This is a genomic window from Planomonospora parontospora, assembly GCA_014647935.1.
Lineage (GTDB): Bacteria > Actinomycetota > Actinomycetes > Streptosporangiales > Streptosporangiaceae > Planomonospora > Planomonospora parontospora.
In genome coordinates, this window is sequence record BMQD01000008.1 from 53606 (window position 1) to 70084 (window position 16479).

General features: G+C 70.8%; 15 protein-coding genes and 1 tRNA gene. 12 read left to right on the forward strand and 4 right to left on the reverse strand.

What is annotated here, in order from left to right; translation table 11 throughout:
- Positions 1–148 precede the first annotated feature (148 nt).
- The 11 genes from eno to IEZ07_RS14395 all read left to right on the forward strand — a co-directional run bounded on the left by eno (position 149) and on the right by IEZ07_RS14395 (position 9732).
- On the forward strand, positions 149–1426 hold the full coding sequence (gene eno, locus IEZ07_RS14345; RefSeq protein ID WP_191895220.1) for a phosphopyruvate hydratase: 1278 nt from the start codon (positions 149–151) through the stop codon (positions 1424–1426).
- A gap of 330 nt (positions 1427–1756) precedes the next feature.
- Positions 1757–2170, forward strand: coding sequence for an FtsB family cell division protein (locus IEZ07_RS14350; protein WP_239320025.1), 414 nt, complete (start codon positions 1757–1759; stop codon positions 2168–2170).
- 64 nt (positions 2171–2234) lie between these two features.
- Positions 2235–2780 carry a DUF501 domain-containing protein gene (locus tag IEZ07_RS14355; protein ID WP_191895222.1) on the forward strand — a complete coding sequence of 182 codons (546 nt, stop codon included), beginning with the start codon at positions 2235–2237 and terminating at the stop codon, positions 2778–2780.
- Positions 2777–3736, forward strand: a complete 960-nt coding sequence (locus tag IEZ07_RS14360; protein ID WP_191895223.1) for a Ppx/GppA phosphatase family protein — start codon at positions 2777–2779, stop codon at positions 3734–3736. Before IEZ07_RS14355 ends, IEZ07_RS14360 begins: the two co-directional genes overlap by 4 nt.
- A 169-nt stretch (positions 3737–3905) precedes the next feature.
- Positions 3906–5111: a hypothetical protein gene (locus IEZ07_RS14365; protein ID WP_191895224.1), complete on the forward strand. Its 1206-nt coding sequence runs from the start codon at positions 3906–3908 to the stop codon at positions 5109–5111.
- A 207-nt stretch (positions 5112–5318) separates the two neighbouring features.
- Entirely contained in the window at positions 5319–6116 is a 798-nt protein-coding gene (locus tag IEZ07_RS14370; RefSeq protein ID WP_191895225.1) for a uracil-DNA glycosylase, read from the forward strand.
- A gap of 171 nt (positions 6117–6287) precedes the next feature.
- Positions 6288–7604 carry an NAD(P)/FAD-dependent oxidoreductase gene (locus IEZ07_RS14375; protein ID WP_191895226.1) on the forward strand — a complete coding sequence of 439 codons (1317 nt, stop codon included), beginning with the start codon at positions 6288–6290 and terminating at the stop codon, positions 7602–7604.
- A gap of 155 nt (positions 7605–7759) precedes the next feature.
- Positions 7760–7832, forward strand: a tRNA-Leu gene (locus tag IEZ07_RS14380).
- Positions 7833–8051: 219 nt separating this feature from the next.
- Complete coding sequence (locus tag IEZ07_RS14385) at positions 8052–8834, forward strand: Bax inhibitor-1/YccA family protein (protein ID WP_191895227.1); 783 nt, start codon at positions 8052–8054, stop codon at positions 8832–8834.
- Positions 8835–9026: 192 nt separating this feature from the next.
- Positions 9027–9251 (forward strand): DUF4287 domain-containing protein, encoded by a 225-nt coding sequence (locus IEZ07_RS14390; RefSeq protein ID WP_068901464.1) that lies wholly within the window; start codon positions 9027–9029, stop codon positions 9249–9251.
- A 70-nt stretch (positions 9252–9321) separates the two neighbouring features.
- Positions 9322–9732 carry a PPOX class F420-dependent oxidoreductase gene (locus tag IEZ07_RS14395; protein WP_191895228.1) on the forward strand — a complete coding sequence of 137 codons (411 nt, stop codon included), beginning with the start codon at positions 9322–9324 and terminating at the stop codon, positions 9730–9732.
- A gap of 17 nt (positions 9733–9749) precedes the next feature.
- On the opposite strand, the gene IEZ07_RS14400 is transcribed toward IEZ07_RS14395, so the two are convergent.
- The 3 genes from IEZ07_RS14400 to IEZ07_RS14410 all read right to left on the reverse strand — a co-directional run bounded on the left by IEZ07_RS14400 (position 9750) and on the right by IEZ07_RS14410 (position 13740).
- Entirely contained in the window at positions 9750–10970 is a 1221-nt protein-coding gene (locus IEZ07_RS14400; protein ID WP_068901142.1) for an acetyl-CoA C-acetyltransferase, read from the reverse strand.
- Positions 10971–11364: 394 nt separating this feature from the next.
- Positions 11365–12681, reverse strand: a complete 1317-nt coding sequence (locus IEZ07_RS14405) for a PQQ-binding-like beta-propeller repeat protein (protein ID WP_301549323.1) — start codon at positions 12679–12681, stop codon at positions 11365–11367.
- 84 nt (positions 12682–12765) lie between these two features.
- A complete protein-coding gene (locus IEZ07_RS14410; protein ID WP_191895230.1) occupies positions 12766–13740 on the reverse strand; it encodes an SGNH/GDSL hydrolase family protein in 975 nt (324 codons plus the stop codon).
- Between the two features lie 191 nt (positions 13741–13931).
- Here IEZ07_RS14410 and IEZ07_RS14415 point away from each other — a divergent pair, with 191 nt between their 5' ends.
- Complete coding sequence (locus IEZ07_RS14415) at positions 13932–15302, forward strand: cystathionine beta-synthase (protein WP_068901466.1); 1371 nt, start codon at positions 13932–13934, stop codon at positions 15300–15302.
- Here IEZ07_RS14415 and IEZ07_RS14420 read toward each other — a convergent pair.
- Positions 15299–16444 carry a sensor histidine kinase gene (locus tag IEZ07_RS14420; protein WP_191895231.1) on the reverse strand — a complete coding sequence of 382 codons (1146 nt, stop codon included), beginning with the start codon at positions 16442–16444 and terminating at the stop codon, positions 15299–15301. The genes IEZ07_RS14415 and IEZ07_RS14420 overlap by 4 nt on opposite strands.
- Positions 16445–16479 lie beyond the last annotated feature (35 nt).

A 16479-nucleotide genomic window follows, 5' to 3' on the forward strand; every position in this document is an offset into this window, starting at 1 on the left:
GAACCAGGTACGGACCGGGCACGGAGCGGGTGCGGGCCGGGGCGGGGACGCGTCCGGATCCACGCCCCCGGCGGGGCGGTAGCCGTACTGGGAAGTAGGGGTCGATAGGCTTTTGCAGCAAACTGTCCTACGACCTTAGGAGCGCTTCGTGGCTTCCATCGAGGGCGTACACGCCCGCGAGATCCTTGACTCCCGGGGTAACCCGACGGTCGAGGTCGACATCCTGCTGGACGACGGCAGCGAGGGCCGCGCCGCGGTGCCGAGCGGGGCCTCCACCGGCCAGTTCGAGGCCGTCGAGCTGCGCGACGGAGACGAGCGCTACGGCGGCAAGGGCGTGGAGAAGGCCGTCCTCGGGGTGACCGACGAGATCGCCGACGAGATCCTCGGCTTCGACGCGGCCGAGCAGCGCAGCATCGACCAGGTCATGATCGACCTGGACGGCACGCCGAACAAGGCCAGGCTGGGCGCCAACGCGGTGCTGGGCGTCTCCCTGGCGGTGGCCAAGGCCGCCGCCGAGAGCGCCGAGCTGCCGCTCTTCCGCTACCTCGGCGGGCCGAACGCGCACGTGCTCCCGGTGCCGATGATGAACATCCTGAACGGCGGTGCGCACGCCGACACCAACGTGGACATCCAGGAGTTCATGATCGCTCCGATCGGCGCGGAGAGCTTCCGTGAGGCCGTCCGGATGGGCACCGAGGTCTACCACGCGCTCAAGGCCGTGCTGAAGGAGAAGGGCTACGCCACCGGCCTGGGCGACGAGGGCGGCTTCGCACCGAACCTGCCGTCCAACCGCGACGCGCTGGACCTGATCCTGGTCGCCATCGAGAAGGCCGGCTACACGCCGGGCGAGGACATCGCGCTCGCCCTGGACGTGGCAGCCTCCGAGTTCCACAGCGAGGGCGTCTACACGATCGACGGCAAGGGCCTGTCCGCCGCCGAGCTGATCGCCTTCTACGAGGACCTGGTCGCCAACTACCCGCTGGTCTCCATCGAGGACCCGCTGGACGAGAGCGACTGGGAGGGCTGGAACGCCATCACCAGGGCGCTCGGCGACAAGGTCCAGCTCGTCGGCGACGACCTGTTCGTGACCAACCCCGAGCGGCTGGCCCGCGGCATCGCCGAGGGCACCGCCAACGCGCTGCTGGTCAAGGTCAACCAGATCGGCACCCTGACCGAGACCATGGACGCCGTGGACCTGGCCCACCGCAGCGGTTACCGGTGCATGATGAGCCACCGCTCCGGTGAGACCGAGGACACCACGATCGCCGACCTCGCCGTGGCCACCAACTGCGGTCAGATCAAGACCGGCGCCCCGGCCCGCTCCGACCGGGTGGCCAAGTACAACCAGCTGCTCCGCATCGAGGAGCTCCTCGACGACGCCGCCCGCTACGCGGGCCGCGCCGCGTTCCCGCGCTTCCAGCGCTAGCTTGACAGCGTACGGCTCGCGCCCGTCCTCCATCCCGGGCGCGAGCCGTACCGGCACGGCCCCGGACACGACGCCCGGACCGAGGAGCGAGGGGCTCCGGCGTCCGGACCGAGGAGCGAAGGAGCCCGCGAGGGGGCTCCGGCGTCTGGACTGAGGAGCGAAGGAGCGCAGCGGATGAGCGACGAGGGTGGACGCCGGTTACCGGCGCCCGAGCCGCGGCGCGCAGCGTCGCCGTCAGCAGAGCGGACGAGCGACGAGGGTGGACGCCGGTTACCGGCGCCCGAGCCGCGGCGCGCCGGCGTCGCCGCCGGCAAGGGGAAGCGGCCGCAGTTGACGGCGCGGGCCGCGGTGCTCGCGGTCGTGGTGTGCGCGATCGCGATGAGCCTCGCCTACCCGGTCAGGGAGTACATCGCGCTGCGCCGCAACATCGCCCAGCTGGAGCAGGACAAGGCCAGGGAGCTGGCGGCGATCAAGGCGCTGGAGGACCGGCGCAGGCAGCTGCAGGACCCCGGCTACATCAAGCGGCAGGCCCGGGAACGGCTGTTCTACTGCGAGCCGGGGCAGAAGTGCTATGTCGTTATGGACGACGAGCCCACGGGCCGGAAGGGCGCCGCCGCGCAGCAGAAGGCCGCCGTCCCGCCGTGGTACCAGACGCTCTGGGAGTCGGTCGAGGCCGCGGACACGGGCAAGGGGCGCAGGGCGCCCGCCGCCGGCGGAGCCGGTCCGGCGCGGCCCGGAGGGTGACCGCCCGCCCTTGGCGGGACCCGGAGGGCGATAGCCTGGACGCCGTTTCCAGGGGGTGTGCTGAATGGTCGACGACCGCGACGTGGCGGCGGTGGAACAGCAGCTCGGCCGGGCGCCGAGAGGGCTGCGGGCGGTGGCGCACCGCTGCCCGTGCGGACTGCCGGATGTGGTGGAGACCGCGCCGCGGCTGCCGGACGGCTCCCCCTTCCCGACGCTGTTCTACCTGACCTGCCCCCGGGCCAACTCCGCCATCGGCACCCTGGAGAGCACGGGGATGATGCGGGAGATGCGGGAGCGTCTCGCCGGGGACCCGGAGCTGGCCGAGGCCTACCGGCTGGCGCACGAGGACTACGTCGCGCGCCGCGACAAGGCCGCCGCCGCGGAGGGACTGGAGCCGCTGCCCCGGGGCATGCAGAGCAGTGGCGGCATGCCCGACCGGGTCAAGTGCCTGCACGCGCTGGTCGCGCACGAGCTGGCGGCGCCGGGGACCAACCCGTTCGGCCGTGAGGCGCTCGACGCGCTCGGCGAGTGGTGGGCCGACGGCCCCTGCTGCCGGGTGGAGGGGGCGGACACGCCCCGCACGACAGACTCCGAGGAGGACGACCAGTGACCCGTGTCGCCGCGATCGACTGCGGTACCAACTCCGTCCGTCTGCTGATCGCGGACATCCACCAGGACTCGCTGCACGAGGTCGAGCGGCGGATGGAGATCGTCCGGCTCGGGCAGGGGGTGGACGAGACGGGGAGGCTGGCCCCGGAGGCGCTGGAGCGGACCTTCGCCGCGATGCGCGGTTACGCCCGGCTGATCGAGGACCACGGGGCCGCCGCGGTCCGCGTGGTGGCCACCAGCGCCACCAGGGACGCGGCCAACCGGCAGGACTTCGCCGACGGCGTGCGGGAGATCTTCGGGGTGGAGCCCGAGGTCGTCACGGGCGCGGAGGAGGCGGAGCTGTCGTTCACCGGGGCCACCGGGGATCTGGTGAGCCTCTCGCCCGAGACCGGCCTGCCCACCCCTGTCGGCACCCGCCCGCCGTACCTCGTGGTGGACATCGGCGGAGGCTCCACGGAGTTCGTGGTCGGCTCGACGCACGCGGAGGCGGCGCTCTCGGTGGACATCGGCTGCGTCCGGCTGGCGGAGCGGCACCTGCGCGGGGCGGGCGACCCTCCGTCGGCCGCGGCCGTCGAGGCGATGACCGCGGACATCGACGACGCGCTCGACCGGGTCGCGGAGGAGGTGCCGGTGGAGCGGGCGCTGACCATGGTCGGACTCGCGGGTTCGGTGACCACGGTCGCGGGGATGGCTCTTGAGCTGGATGAATATAGCGCGGACAAAATCCATCACTCGCGAATTCCGGCAAATCGGGCACATGAAATATCGCGCCGTTTGTTTGAAATGTCCCATTCTGAGCGGCTGGCCGTGCCAGTCATGCATCCCGGCAGGGCCGACGTCATCGGAGCGGGCGCGCTCATCCTGGACCGGATCCTGCAGCGGTACGGCTTCGCCGAGGTCGTCGTCAGTGAGCGCGACATCCTCGATGGGATCGCCTGGGGTCTCAGCAAAAAGTGACGACATCTGGACAAAACGCGTTTAGTTAGAGTATTGAGTGATCCATCCGTTTTATGGTTAGGTAAAGAAGCTTTAGCGAGGCTTTGCCGTGGGGCCCGGCACAGCTGGTGTCGGGGCGGCAACCGTCTCCGGAGCGCACCCGCTTCCTAACGAAACGGAGCATCCCCTCATGAAGTCCGGTCTAGCGCGCAAGCTGGCCGCCGTCGGAGCCGGCGCGGCCATGCTGGCGACGATGGCGACGGGCCTGCTGGCCACGCCCGCAGCGGCGGCCAGTGCGTCCACCGCGGGGAAGGCGACTTCCTCGCACACCAAGCCGGCGGTCTCCGTCGGCACCCCCAAGGTCTCCCTCTCGAACTACGAGGGAGACTGCCCGGTACGGGTCACCTTCTCCTCGCGGATCAAGGTGAAGGCCGTCAAGGGCAAGACCACGGTCGCCTACCGGTGGCTCCGTGGCAACGGTTCCAAGAGCTCGGTCAAGACCTTCACCGTGGGCAAGGGCGTCAAGTACGTCACGGTGAAGGAGACCCACAAGATCGGTGGCGACACCAAGGGCTGGGAGGCGCTGCAGGTCCTGGCGCCGCGCAAGGCCACCTCGAAGAAGGCCTACTTCAAGGTCTCCTGCGATGAGGGCCACGACGACGGCCGCAAGCACGAGGTCAACGACCGCCGCCTGTACACCAAGGTGTGGGTGAACGAGGCCAACTGCAGGGCGACCCTGGTCGGCCGCATCAGCACCTCCGGCCCGCGCTGGGTGCACTACCGCTGGCTGGTCAACGGCCACGTCGTGGACCGCGGCACCGTCCGCGTGGACGGCTCGCGCAACGTCTACCACGTGATCCGCACGCGGGAGACCCTGCGCGGCGTGGCGACCCTGCAGATCGGGGACCGCTACCGCGGCAGCTCCGACAGCGCCGGGTTCAAGATCTGGTGCAAGGACTGGTCGAAGCCCCACGTTCCGGACCACGGCCACCACGTGATCACCAAGGTCGGAAGCGTGTCCGCCGACCAGAGCGCGGCGGCGTGCCCGAGGGCGACCGTGTCCGCCGTCGGCAGCATCTACGCCAGCGGCCCGGCCAAGGTCAGGTACCAGTGGATCGCCAACGGCGCCGTCGTCGGCGGTGGCGTCGTGGAGATCGGCCGCCACGGCGGCACCCGGACGGTCGCCTACGGTGGGTCGTCGGACGGTCTGAAGGGCGGCACCGTCGTGCTGAAGATCGACGGTGACTCCAAGTCGGACGACTACGCTGCGGTCTGCCCCAAGCCGGAGCCGAAGCCCGAGCCCAAGCCGGAGCCCAAGCCGGAGCCGAAGCCCGAGCCGGCCCCCACCACCTCCGCTCCGTCGGAGGAGAAGTCCACGACTGAGGCCGGTGCCTGAGCCGCGGACCGAAGGCCTCGGCCTGAGCTGAGGAAGATGTGACAGAGGCGGCGCCCGCTCCGTGCGGGCGCCGCCTCTCTGTGCCCGCCGCCTCCTTCCGCCGGCCCGGTCCCGCCACGGCCCACAGCCGTGCCGCCGTGCCGTGCCGCCGTCGGCCGTCGCCCGGCCCCGCTCCCGGGCGGAGCCGCAGGGTGGCACGATCGGGGCATGACCTTCGTTCCTCCGGGGTCCGGCTGGCCGGACGACCCGGCCCGGCCGGACACACCCGTCGCGCACGACCCCGGCGAGGTGGGAGAGCTCGCCTCGGCGAGCCGTACCCTCGCCGAGCTCACGGCCCGCCAGTCGGTCTGCCGCGCCTGCCCCCGCCTGGTGGAGTGGCGCGAGGAGGTCGCGACGGTCAGGCGGCGGGCGTTCGCCGGGGAGACCTACTGGGGCAGACCCATCGCCGGTTGGGGCGAGGAGAGGCCGGAGATCCTGATCGTGGGACTGGCCCCGGCCGCGCACGGCGGCAACCGGACCGGGCGGATCTTCACCGGGGACCGGAGCGGGGACTGGTTGTTCGCCTCGCTGTACCGGACGGGCCTGGCCGCACAGGAGACCAGTGTCCGGGCGGGGGACGGGCAGCGGCTCCTCGGCGCCCGGATGGCGGCCGCGGTCCGGTGCGCGCCGCCGGACAACAAGCCGACGCCGCAGGAGCGGGCCGCCTGTTTCCCCTGGCTGGCCCGCGAGGTCGAACTGGTCGCGGAGAGCCTGCGCGTGGTGGTCGCCCTGGGCGGGTTCGCCTGGCAGGCGGTCTGGCCCGCGTTGCGGGAGGCGGGATACGCCCTGCCGCGACCGCGGCCCGCCTTCGGGCACGGCGCCGAAGTCCGGCTCTCCCGCGGCGGAACTTCCACGCATCTTCTCGGCTGCTACCACCCCAGCCAGCAGAACACCTTCACCGGCCGGGTGACGGCCGAGATGCTCGACCAGATCTTCACCAGGGCCAACGCGTTGCGAGCCCTGTGAGGTCCATCACAAAACAGAATAATCGGAGAATTTTCCTCCGAAATGAAGAGCAGATAGTCCGCTTTGCATAATTTTGAGGGAAGTTCCTGGGGGGTGCCCTGGTGTGATCGGAAAGTCCGACGTATGCTTGTGAAAGCTTTCACAAGGCCTCGGACCGAAGGTGGCACCGAAGTGAACCGCAACTCCAAGCACATCGTGGTCGTCGGCGGCGGCTATGTCGGCCTCTACACCGTGCTGCGGCTGCAGCGCACGCTCCGCAGGGAGCTGCGCGAGGGCAGTGTGCGCATCACCGTCCTGACCCCCGAATCCCACATGACCTACCAGCCCTTCCTCCCCGAGGCGGCGGCCGGCAACCTCTCGCCCCGCCACGTGGTGGTCCCGCTCCGCCGGGTCCTGTCCGCGGCGACGATCCTCAACGGCAAGGCCTCCAAGATCGACCACGAGGCCAAGCGCGTGCACTTCGAGCCGAACGTCGGCACCCCTTACGAGATCGACTACGACGTCGTGGTGATGGCGGCCGGCTCGGTCTCCCGCACCCTGCCCATCCCGGGCCTGGCGGACGCCGCGATCGGTTTCAAGACGGTCGGCGAGGCGATCGCCCTGCGCAACCGGGTGCTCGGCCTGCTCGACCGGGCGGAGAGCAACGGCGACGAGGCCCTGCGCCGCCGGGCGCTGACGTTCGTCGTGGTCGGCGGCGGCTTCGCCGGCATCGAGGCGCTGGCCGAGCTGGAGGACATGGCGCTCGACGCGGTCCGCTACTACCACAACGTCCGCCGTGAGGACCTGCGCTGGGTCCTGGTCGAGGCCACCGACCGCATCCTGCCCGAGGTCGGTCCCGAGATGGGCATGTGGACCGCCGAGCAGCTGCGGGAGCGCGGCATCGAGGTCAAGATGAACACCCGGCTGGAGTCCTGCGAGGGCGGCCTGGTCAAGCTGTCCGACGGTGACGAGTTCGAGTCGGCCACCATCGTGTGGACCGCCGGCGTGAAGCCGAGCCCGGTCGTGAACGCCGGGGACCTGCCGCTGGACGAGCGCGGCCGGATCAAGACGAGCACCCGGCTGACCGTGGTCGGGGTCCAGGACGCCTTCGCCGCGGGAGACGTGGCCGGGGTGCCCGACGTGACCAACCCGGGCCAGTACTGCGCGCCCAACGCCCAGCACGCGGTCCGTCAGGCCAAGGTCCTCGCCGACAACATCACCCGGCACCTGCGCGGTCAGGAACTGGTCGACTACCGGCACAAGTACGTCGGATCGGTCGCCGGTCTGGGGCTGCACAAGGGCGTCGCCAACGTCTACGGCGTCAAGCTCCGCGGACTGCCCGCATGGTTCATGCACCGTACCTACCATCTGTCGAGGGTGCCGACCCTGAACCGCAAGGTCCGGGTGATGGCTGACTGGACCCTGGCGCTGTTCTTCAAGCGCGAGACCGTCTCGCTGGGAGAGATCGAGGCTCCGCGCGAGGAGTTCCGCGCGGCGGCGACGACCTGATCCCCGGCGCCGGGGGCGCGCCGATCATCGGGTCCCGGGGTCGCGCCGATCACCGTGCCGGCCCCGCGGGGCCCGGTCCGTCGCACGGACCGGGAATCGTGGGGCAGATGGCGCGAGCGGTTACGCCCGAGTGGTCCGTTACGTATGATTGCGGCGCCCCCGTAGCCCAATGGCAGAGGCATACCCCTTAAAAGGGTCGAGGTGCGGGTTCGAATCCCGCCGGGGGCACTCACGCGGTCCGGCTGCGGGTCCCGCCGGCGGAACGGCGTCCCGTCGCAGGACGCCGTGAGGTCATGGCGGGAACCGGGAACTCAGAAGAGGAGCCGGTCGTTGGAGAAGACGGCGGTAGCCGTACGGCCAATCGCGCACGATGGATATCAGCACGATACGGCTGTGTGACGAACGATCGAATACGCTGATCGTGTAGGTCGCAGCGTGGAGGCAGCGATGGAGAGCAAGAACCCCGTATTCAAGCGGCAGCCCCATGGCCAGCAGGCCTGGGGCGGGCCGACCCCGACCCCTGAGCAGCTTCAGGGCATGTACGACGGCCCGTCGTACGCACCGCCCGCGCAGCGGGCCATGACGATCGACGACGTGGTCGTGCGGGGCTTCATCACCCTCGGCACGCTCGTCGTCTCGGCCGCCGCGGCCTGGGCGCTCAACCTCGGCTGGGGTGCGGCGATGGTCGGCGTGCTCGTCGGCCTGGTGCTGGCGCTGGTGATCTCGTTCAAGCAGAGCACCAACCCGGCGCTGATCCTCGGCTACTCGGTCGCCTACGGCGTCGCCGTCGGCGTGATCAGCCACATGATGGAGAACATCTACCCCGGCATCGTCATCCAGGCGGTCCTCGGCACGGCCATGGCCTTCGGCGGCATGCTGACCGTCTACTCCCTGCGCATCGTCCGGGTGACGCCGAAGTTCACCAAGTTCGTCGTGGCGGCGGCGCTCGGCCTGATGGCCGCGCTGCTGGTCAACTGGGTCGCGAGCTTCTTCGTCCAGGGCGGCCTCGGCCTGCGTGAGGCGGGCCCGATCGGCTACCTCGTCAGCATCGCGGCGATCCTGATCGGCTGCTTCTTCCTGCTGCTCGACTTCGACCAGGTCGAGCAGGGCGTCCGGATGGGCGCTCCGGCGAAGTACTCCTGGCTGATGGCCTTCGGCCTGACGATGACCCTGGTCTGGATCTACCTCGAGATCCTGCGCCTGCTGAGCTACTTCAGCAGCAGCGACTGACCGGACATCTAGATAAGCGGACAAACCCCACCGGATCGCTCCGGTGGGGTTTTTCTATGCGAAAACGGGCACATTGTGAACGAAACACATCTGGAGATCAACGAAACGTGACAGAAGACCCTCCGCAGGTCTTGCCATCCGTAGTGTCGTGAGGCACTGTCGAGCAAAGGAGCCTTATCCGTGGAGGTGCCCATGCCGCTGAACCACTCACCGGAGACGCACAGCAAGCTGATCGCAAGGGTCCCGGACATCACGGGGCGCGCACTCCCCGAGTGGTTTCAAGCCATCGACAACGGTCCGTCGTTCCTTCGCTGCGACGAGCGCGCCAACTGGCTCGCCGCAGAGCACGGACTGACCCACGGCTACGCCGCCGCCATCGTGCACGAGCACGAGCGGCACCGCCGTCACCACTTCTGACTCGCCGTCCTCGTGAGGACTCCGCCGCCACCGGTGGCGGAGTCCTCGCCTGCGCGGGGATGATGACCCAATGGATCTCGACAAGGCACGTGAGTTCATCCGGGGCAACCACCGGGCGGTCATGCTGACCTGGCACGCCGACGGCCGGCCCCAGCTCTCCCCGGTCACCGTAGGGCTGGACTCCCGGGGAAACCCCGTCGTCAGCACGCGGGAGACGGCGGCGAAGGTCCGCAACCTCCGCAGGGACCCCCGGGTGGCGCTCTGCGTGACCACGGACGCGTTCTTCGGCGAGTGGATCCAGATCGAGGGGAAGGCCGAGGTCGTGCCGCTGCCGGAGGCGATGGACCTCCTGGTGGCGTACTACCGGGACATCTCCGGGGAGCACCCCGACTGGGACGACTACCGGGCGGCCATGGAGCGGGACCGGCGGGTGATCGTGAGGATCGACCTCACCCGCGCCGGTCCCGACGTCCACGGCTGACGGCTCCGGGCCGGGGGCTAGCTGAGACGCTCCAGGACCATGGCCATGCCCTGACCGCCGCCCACGCACATGGTCTCCAGGCCGATGGACTTGTCGTGGAACCTGAGGCTGTTGATCAGAGTGGAGGTGATCCGGGCGCCGGTCATGCCGAACGGGTGGCCCACCGCGATGGCGCCCCCGTTGACGTTGAGCCGGTCGAGGTCGATGCCCAGCTCCTTGTAGGACGGGATGACCTGGGCGGCGAAGGCCTCGTTGATCTCCACGAGGTCCACGTCGTCGATGGACATGCCCGCCCGCGCCAGGGCCTGCCGGCTGGCCTCGATCGGGCCCAGGCCCATGATCTCGGGGGACAGGCCGCTCACGCCGGTGGAGACGACGCGGGCGAGCGGGGTGATGCCCAGCTCCGCGGCCTTGGTGTCGCTCATCACGATCACGGCGGCGGCGCCGTCGTTCAGCGGGCAGCAGTTGCCCGCCGTGACGGTGCCGTCGGGGCGGAAGACCGGCTTGAGCTGGGAGACGGCCTCGTAGGTGGTGCCGGCACGGGGGCCGTCGTCCTTGCTGACCACGGTGCCGTCGGGCAGGGTCACCGGGGTGATGTCCTGCTCCCAGAAGCCGTTGGCGATGGCCTTCTCGGCGAGGTTCTGGGACCGGACGCCGAACTCGTCCTGCTCCTGCCGGGAGACGCCCTTGAGTCCGGCCACGTTCTCCGCGGTCTGGCCCATCGCGATGTAGATGTCGGGCAGCGCGCCGTCCTCGCGGGGGTCGCGCCAGACGGGGGCTCCGCCCTCGGCGGCCTGCTTCCCCCGGGCCTGCGCGTCGAGGAAGAGCGGGTTCTGCGTGTCGGACACGCCGTCGGCGCTGCCCTTGACGAGGCGGGAGACGCACTCCACGCCCGCCGAGACGAAGATGTCGCCCTCGCCCGCCTTGATGGCGTGCATGGCCATCCGGGTGGTCTGCAGCGAGGACGAGCAGTAGCGGTTGACGGTGGTGCCGGGCACGCCGTCCAGGCCGAGCAGGGTGGAGACCACCTTGGCCATGTTGAAGCCCTGCTCGCCGCCCGGCTGACCGCAGCCCAGCATCAGGTCGTCGATGGTGTTCGGGTCGAGCTGGGGGACCTTGGCCAGTGCGGCCTTGATCATTTGCGCCGTCAGGTCGTCAGGACGGATGTCCTTGAGCGATCCCTTGAAGGCGCGTCCGATGGGCGAGCGCGCGGTCGCGACGATGACTGCCTCGGGCATGTGGCCTCCTGTGCTCATGGCGACGCTGCGCGTCGCGGCTCGGGGGCCGGTAACCGGTGTCTTCCCTCGTCGCGTGCTCGCTTCGCTGCGCGCGCTCCTCAGTCCAGACACCGGAGCCCCCTCACTGTGTTGACGGCGACGCTGCGCGTCGCGGCTCGGGGGCCGGTAACCGGTGTCTTCCCTCGTCGCGTGCTCGCTTCGCTGCGCGCGCTCCTCAGTCCAGACACCGGAGCCCCCTCGCGGGTCCTTCGTTAATCGCTCCTCTGCGGAGGTTACCGCGCGGTAGTCCGGAAGCCACGACCCGGGGTGGGAAGAAACAGAACTTTGTTACGGAATGCCAAAGGGCCCCGCTGTTCGGCGGGACCCGGGCACAGTCATGGGCGGACGGCGGGCGCTAGCCGTACATCCCGGGGGCGGTGGCGGTGGCGTCCTGGACGCCGTGCAGGCCGCCCTTCTCGTCACGCCAGATCCGCCAGCCGTTCTGGCTGCCGGTGAACCAGCCGGGCGGGGCACCGGCGTCGGCCACCCGCTTCCCGGTGGCCAGGTCGAACTCGCACAGCGAGGCCACCGAGTAGAACCCGGGGGTCTGACCCTTCAACGCGAGGGGCTTGGGATCGGTGACGCAGAAGGACCAGCCGCGCTCCTCCTCGACCTCGGCCGGCCTGCCGGTGGCGAGGTCGAAGGCGGTCCCGCGCTTGCCGTGCTTGAGGAAGCCGATCCGGTCCATCCGCGCGGGGAAGGCCAGCCACCAGCCCGACCCCGGGACGTCGGTCGCCGGGATCTGGCCGAGGACCCGGCCGCTCTCGGGGTCGAGCCGGGCGAATCCGCCGTACTGACCCTGCTGGTCGACCGGGCGGACGACCGGTGCGAACCCCGGGCTGCCGCTGGGGTACACGCGTACGACCGAGGGGCGGATCCAGTTGACCGAGCCGTCGGAGAGCTTCACCGAGAAGAGCCCGAAGGTGGAGACCTTCTTCGTTCTGGGGTCGGTGTAGGGGGCGACGTAACCGACGAGGTTCTCGGCCGTCGAGCCGAACGACCAGCCGCCCGACATGTTGACGCCGGAGCCGAGGGCCTGCTCGACGGGCTGCTGCCAGACGACCTTCCCGGTCCGCAGGTCATAGGCCTCCAGCAGGGGGTTGCGGGCCAGGCGCAGGAAGACCACGCGCGAGGCGTTGGACCACTGCACCTCCGCGATGCCGGGGAGCTTCCACCGCGGTCTCCCGGTGGCCGGGTCGAGCACGACGACCCGGGCCGTGGAGAGCGCGGTGTTCTCCGAAAGGCACACGAACATCCCGCACTTCTGCGGCCCGAAGGTCGAGTGGACCGGCCGGGTCCACCGCGCGGTCCCGGTCTTCGCGTCGCGGCCGACGAGCGCGGCGGTCCGCCGCCGCTTCGCGGACGGATCGACGGTGACGACGACGGTGTGGTCCCGGCCCGTCTCGATGATCGCCGGAGCGGGGATCCCCATCCCGGGCAGCCGGCCCGCCATGACCGCGGGGGCGGACCACAGCCGTTTGCCGGAGTCGAGGTCGAGGGCGACCGTCTCCAGCGTGCCGTCGGGCCTGAGCGACGTCGTCGTGGCGACGCCGCCGGCGGTGGTGGTGCGGCTGACCGCGTTCACCTGGGTGTTGTGCCAGCGTGGGTAGTCGGGGGTGGCCGCTTCGCTGCCGGAGCAGCCGGCCAGGGCCAGGGCTCCGGCGAGCACCATCGCTGGTTTCGCATGAGACCGGATCATGGGCATCCACTCCAAAGGGGCGAGGCGTCACGACATCGCCGCGGAGGGTGACCGGGCTCAGGCGTCGTGAGGCAGCGGCTCGGACCTCCGGCGGAGCAGGGTCACCCATCGTCCGTGGGGACCCGTGGCTCGACCGGCGACCCGGGTCGCGGACACCTCGGCGCCGGGCTCCTCCGCGGCCTTAGCCGCCGCAAGGTAAACCGACTGACCGCGCACGGGCTGCGGCTCGGGCCACAGCTCCAACGCAGTGCAAACAGACGGTAGCACCGCGTAAGCGACTTGCGTGTAGCCTCGGCGAGATGGGTGGTAACGGTCGGGTCCGAACATTTCGTGGGGGTTTGATTCGAATTCCTCCCCCAGAAGGTCGGCGAAGGCCACCGTCCGCCCGCCCGCCTCGATGACCGCGACGGTCTGCGCGGCGGCGAGCTGCCGGCTCCAGCGCCTGGTCACCCAGCGCAGCGGCTGCGGGAGCGGCCGGACCGTGCCCAGGTCCGGGCAGGTGCCCACGACCACCTCGGCCCCGGCCTCGCGCAGCCGCCGCACCGCCTTCTGCAGATGCCGTACGGCCTGCGCGGGGAAGGTCTGCGTGGTGACGTCGTTGGCCCCGATGAAGACGACCGCGACCTCCGGGCGCGCCTCCAGCGCCCGGTCCACCTGCTCGCCGAGGTCGGCGGAGGCGGCCCCCGACACGCCGGCCACGGTGAGCCGCACCGGCCGCTCGGCGACGGCGGCCACGCCGCACGCGATGAGCACGCCGGGGGTGTCGGCGGGATCGGTCATGCCCAGGCCGACCGAGGTGGAGTCGCCGAGCATGGCCATCCGGATCGGCTCGCCGCCGAACTCGCCGTAGACCCCGTCCGAGGGCGGCCCCTCCATGCCGTGGGGGCGGCCGACGATCCGCCGCGCCAGCACGCCCTCGGCGAACAGGATGCCGTAGGTGGCCGCCCCGAGCAGGGTCAGGCCGCCGCCTCCCACGGCCGCCGCGGCCGCGATGCGCCGCGCGGCCCGAGCCGCTCCGGGTGTCCAGCTCACGTGTCCGCGCCCTCCTCCGCCGTGGTGCTCCCAGGTGACCGGTGACTTCGTCGTACCCGTGGCGACACTGTGCGTCGCGATGCGACGGTAGCGTTTGAGGTGAAACTAGCCGAGTCCCGGTCACCCCCTGGGATCTTGGCATCCGACAGAACAAGCTGACAAAGCTTCGGTATTTCGAGGTGATCAACGCGATGCGCGTACATGACTCGCTGGTGGAGCTGATGGGCGACACCCCGCTCGTCAGGCTGCACAAGGTGACCGCGGGCCTGCCGGCCCAGGTGCTCGCCAAGGTCGAGTACTTCAATCCCGGCGGCTCGGTGAAGGACCGCATCGCGGTGCGAATGATCGACGCCGCGGAGAAGTCGGGAGCGCTCCGCCCGGGCGGCGTGATCGTGGAGCCCACCTCGGGCAACACCGGCGTCGGCCTGGCCATCGTGGCCCAGCAGCGCGGCTACAGGTGCCTGTTCGTGGTGCCGGACAAGGTCGCCCAGGACAAGATCGCCGTGCTCCGGGCCTACGGGGCCGAGGTCGTCGTCTGCCCGACCGCGGTCTCGCCCGACCACCCCGACTCCTACTACTCGGTCTCCGACCGGCTGGCCAGGGAGGTCCCCAACGCCTGGAAGCCCGACCAGTACTCCAACCCGCAGAACCCCGAGAGCCACTACCACACCACCGGCCCGGAGATCTGGGAGCAGACCGAGGGGCGGATCACCCACTTCGTGGCGGGCGTCGGCACGGGCGGCACGATCAGCGGCACCGGCCGCTACCTCAAGGAGGTCTCCGGCGGCCGCGTGAAGATCATCGGAGCGGACCCCGAGGGATCGGTCTACTCCGGCGGCACCGGCCGGCCGTACCTCGTGGAGGGGGTCGGCGAGGACATCTGGCCGGCCACCTACGACACCACGGTCTGCGACGAGATCATCGCGGTCTCCGACAAGGACTCCTTCGGCATGACCCGCCGCCTGGCCCGCGAGGAGGCCTTGTTGGTGGGCGGCTCCTGCGGCATGGCCACGGTGGCGGCGCTGCGCGTGGCGCAGCAGGCCGGGCCGGACGACGTGGTCGTGGTGCTGCTGCCCGACGGCGGCCGCGGCTACCTGTCCAAGATCTTCAACGACGACTGGATGGCCGACTACGGCTTCCTGACCACCTCCTCGGATGAGGGCCTGGTGCGGGACGTGCTGGTCCGCAAGGGCACCGGCCTGCCGGAGTTCGTGCACACGCACCCGCACGAGTCGGTGGACACCGCCATCGCCATCATGCGGGAGTACGGCGTCTCGCAGCTTCCGGTGATGAAGGAGGAGCCGCCGGTCATGGCCGCCGAAGTGGTCGGCTCGATCGTGGAGCGCGATCTGCTGGACGCCCTCTACCGGGGACGGCTCCGTCCGGACGAGCCGCTGGCCGGGCACATGTCCCCGCCGCTCCCCATGATCGGCGCCGGCGAGCCCGTCTCGCACGCGGTCGAGGCCCTGGAGAAGGCCGACGCCGCCGTGGTCCTCGACGACGGCAAGCCCGTCGGCCTGCTCACCCGCCAGGACCTGCTGGCCTTCCTGGTCACCCACTAACCGGGGAACTCGGCGAACACCTCCCAGGCGCCCTCGGGGGTGGGGCCCGCGTAGAGACGGCCGCCGAGCGCCTCGACGCGCTCGGCCATGCCGACCAGGCCGAAGCCGCCGCCCAGGCGGGAGACCCTGACGTCGGAGGCCGAGGCGTAGTTGCGCACGCGCAGCCGTACGCACCGGTCCACCCGGCGCAGGTCGGCCTCGACCCAGCCGGTGCCGGGGGCGTGGCGGCGGACGTTCGTGAGGGATTCCTGCAGCACGCGGTGGAGGGTGGTCAGCACCTCCGGCGGCAGGGTGTCGTCGGTGATGTCCTGGCCGACCTCGAAGGCCACCCTGGGCCCCCCGTGGGCCGAGAACCTCTCCACGAGCACGCGCATGTCCGCCAGGCGCGTGCCGGGGGTGCGCGCGGCCTCGTCCGCCCGCAGCACGCCGACCAGGCGGCGCATCGAGGTCAGCGCGTCGGCCCCGGCGTTCGCGATCGCGTCGAGCGCGGGGGCCACCGCCTCCGGCTTCGCCTCGGCGACGACCTTGGCCGCCTGCGCCTGGACCACGATCCCGGTGATGTGGTGGGCGACCAGGTCGTGCAGTTCGCGGGCGAGCTCCAGGCGTTCGGCCCGCCGTACCGAGTGCACGGCCTCGCGGCGGCGCTCCATCTGGAAGCGGAGGTAGGCGCCGACGCCGGCGGCCATGGACCAGGCGAAGAAGAGGAGGAAGCCCAAGGCCAGGGAGGGTTCGGACTGACCGATCCGGCCGGAGGAGGACTCCAGCATGAGCATCGCCACCACGGCGAAGATCGCCGCGCTCTTGACCGGCTCGATCCAGCGCAGCCCGCCGACGGTGAGGACGAGCAGCGCCCCGGTCTCGGCGAGACCGGGACCGGCGTCGCCGCCCGGGATCGCCGCGGCGGCGACGGTGGCGGCGAACGACAGTCCCAGCAGGACCGCGTAGGGCAGGACACGGCTCCGGCGGCGGCGCCACACCGCGTAGATCCCGTAGGCGCCGCAGCCGAAGGAGAGCAGGTGCTCGGGGCTGTTGCCGGCCACCGCTATCCCGAGGTCCAGCAGGAGCAGCAGCCCGAGCCAGCAGAGCAGGGCGATCTCGCTGAGCCGCCGGATCCAGTAGACAACGCGATGCGATTCCCCCACGGGCGACGAGCCTAATCCGGATGGTTGACCTGACA

Coding starts and splice junctions, on each gene's coding strand:
- IEZ07_RS14400 (WP_068901142.1), bottom strand. CDS start 10,970: ATGCCCGAGGCAGTCATCGTCGCGACCGCGCGCTCGCCCATCGGACGC.
- IEZ07_RS14355 (WP_191895222.1), top strand. CDS start 2,235: ATGGTCGACGACCGCGACGTGGCGGCGGTGGAACAGCAGCTCGGCCGG.
- IEZ07_RS14370 (WP_191895225.1), top strand. CDS start 5,319: ATGACCTTCGTTCCTCCGGGGTCCGGCTGGCCGGACGACCCGGCCCGG.
- IEZ07_RS14405 (WP_301549323.1), bottom strand. CDS start 12,681: ATGGTGCTCGCCGGAGCCCTGGCCCTGGCCGGCTGCTCCGGCAGCGAA.
- IEZ07_RS14365 (WP_191895224.1), top strand. CDS start 3,906: ATGAAGTCCGGTCTAGCGCGCAAGCTGGCCGCCGTCGGAGCCGGCGCG.
- IEZ07_RS14415 (WP_068901466.1), top strand. CDS start 13,932: ATGCGCGTACATGACTCGCTGGTGGAGCTGATGGGCGACACCCCGCTC.
- IEZ07_RS14385 (WP_191895227.1), top strand. CDS start 8,052: ATGGAGAGCAAGAACCCCGTATTCAAGCGGCAGCCCCATGGCCAGCAG.
- IEZ07_RS14390 (WP_068901464.1), top strand. CDS start 9,027: ATGCCGCTGAACCACTCACCGGAGACGCACAGCAAGCTGATCGCAAGG.
- IEZ07_RS14395 (WP_191895228.1), top strand. CDS start 9,322: ATGGATCTCGACAAGGCACGTGAGTTCATCCGGGGCAACCACCGGGCG.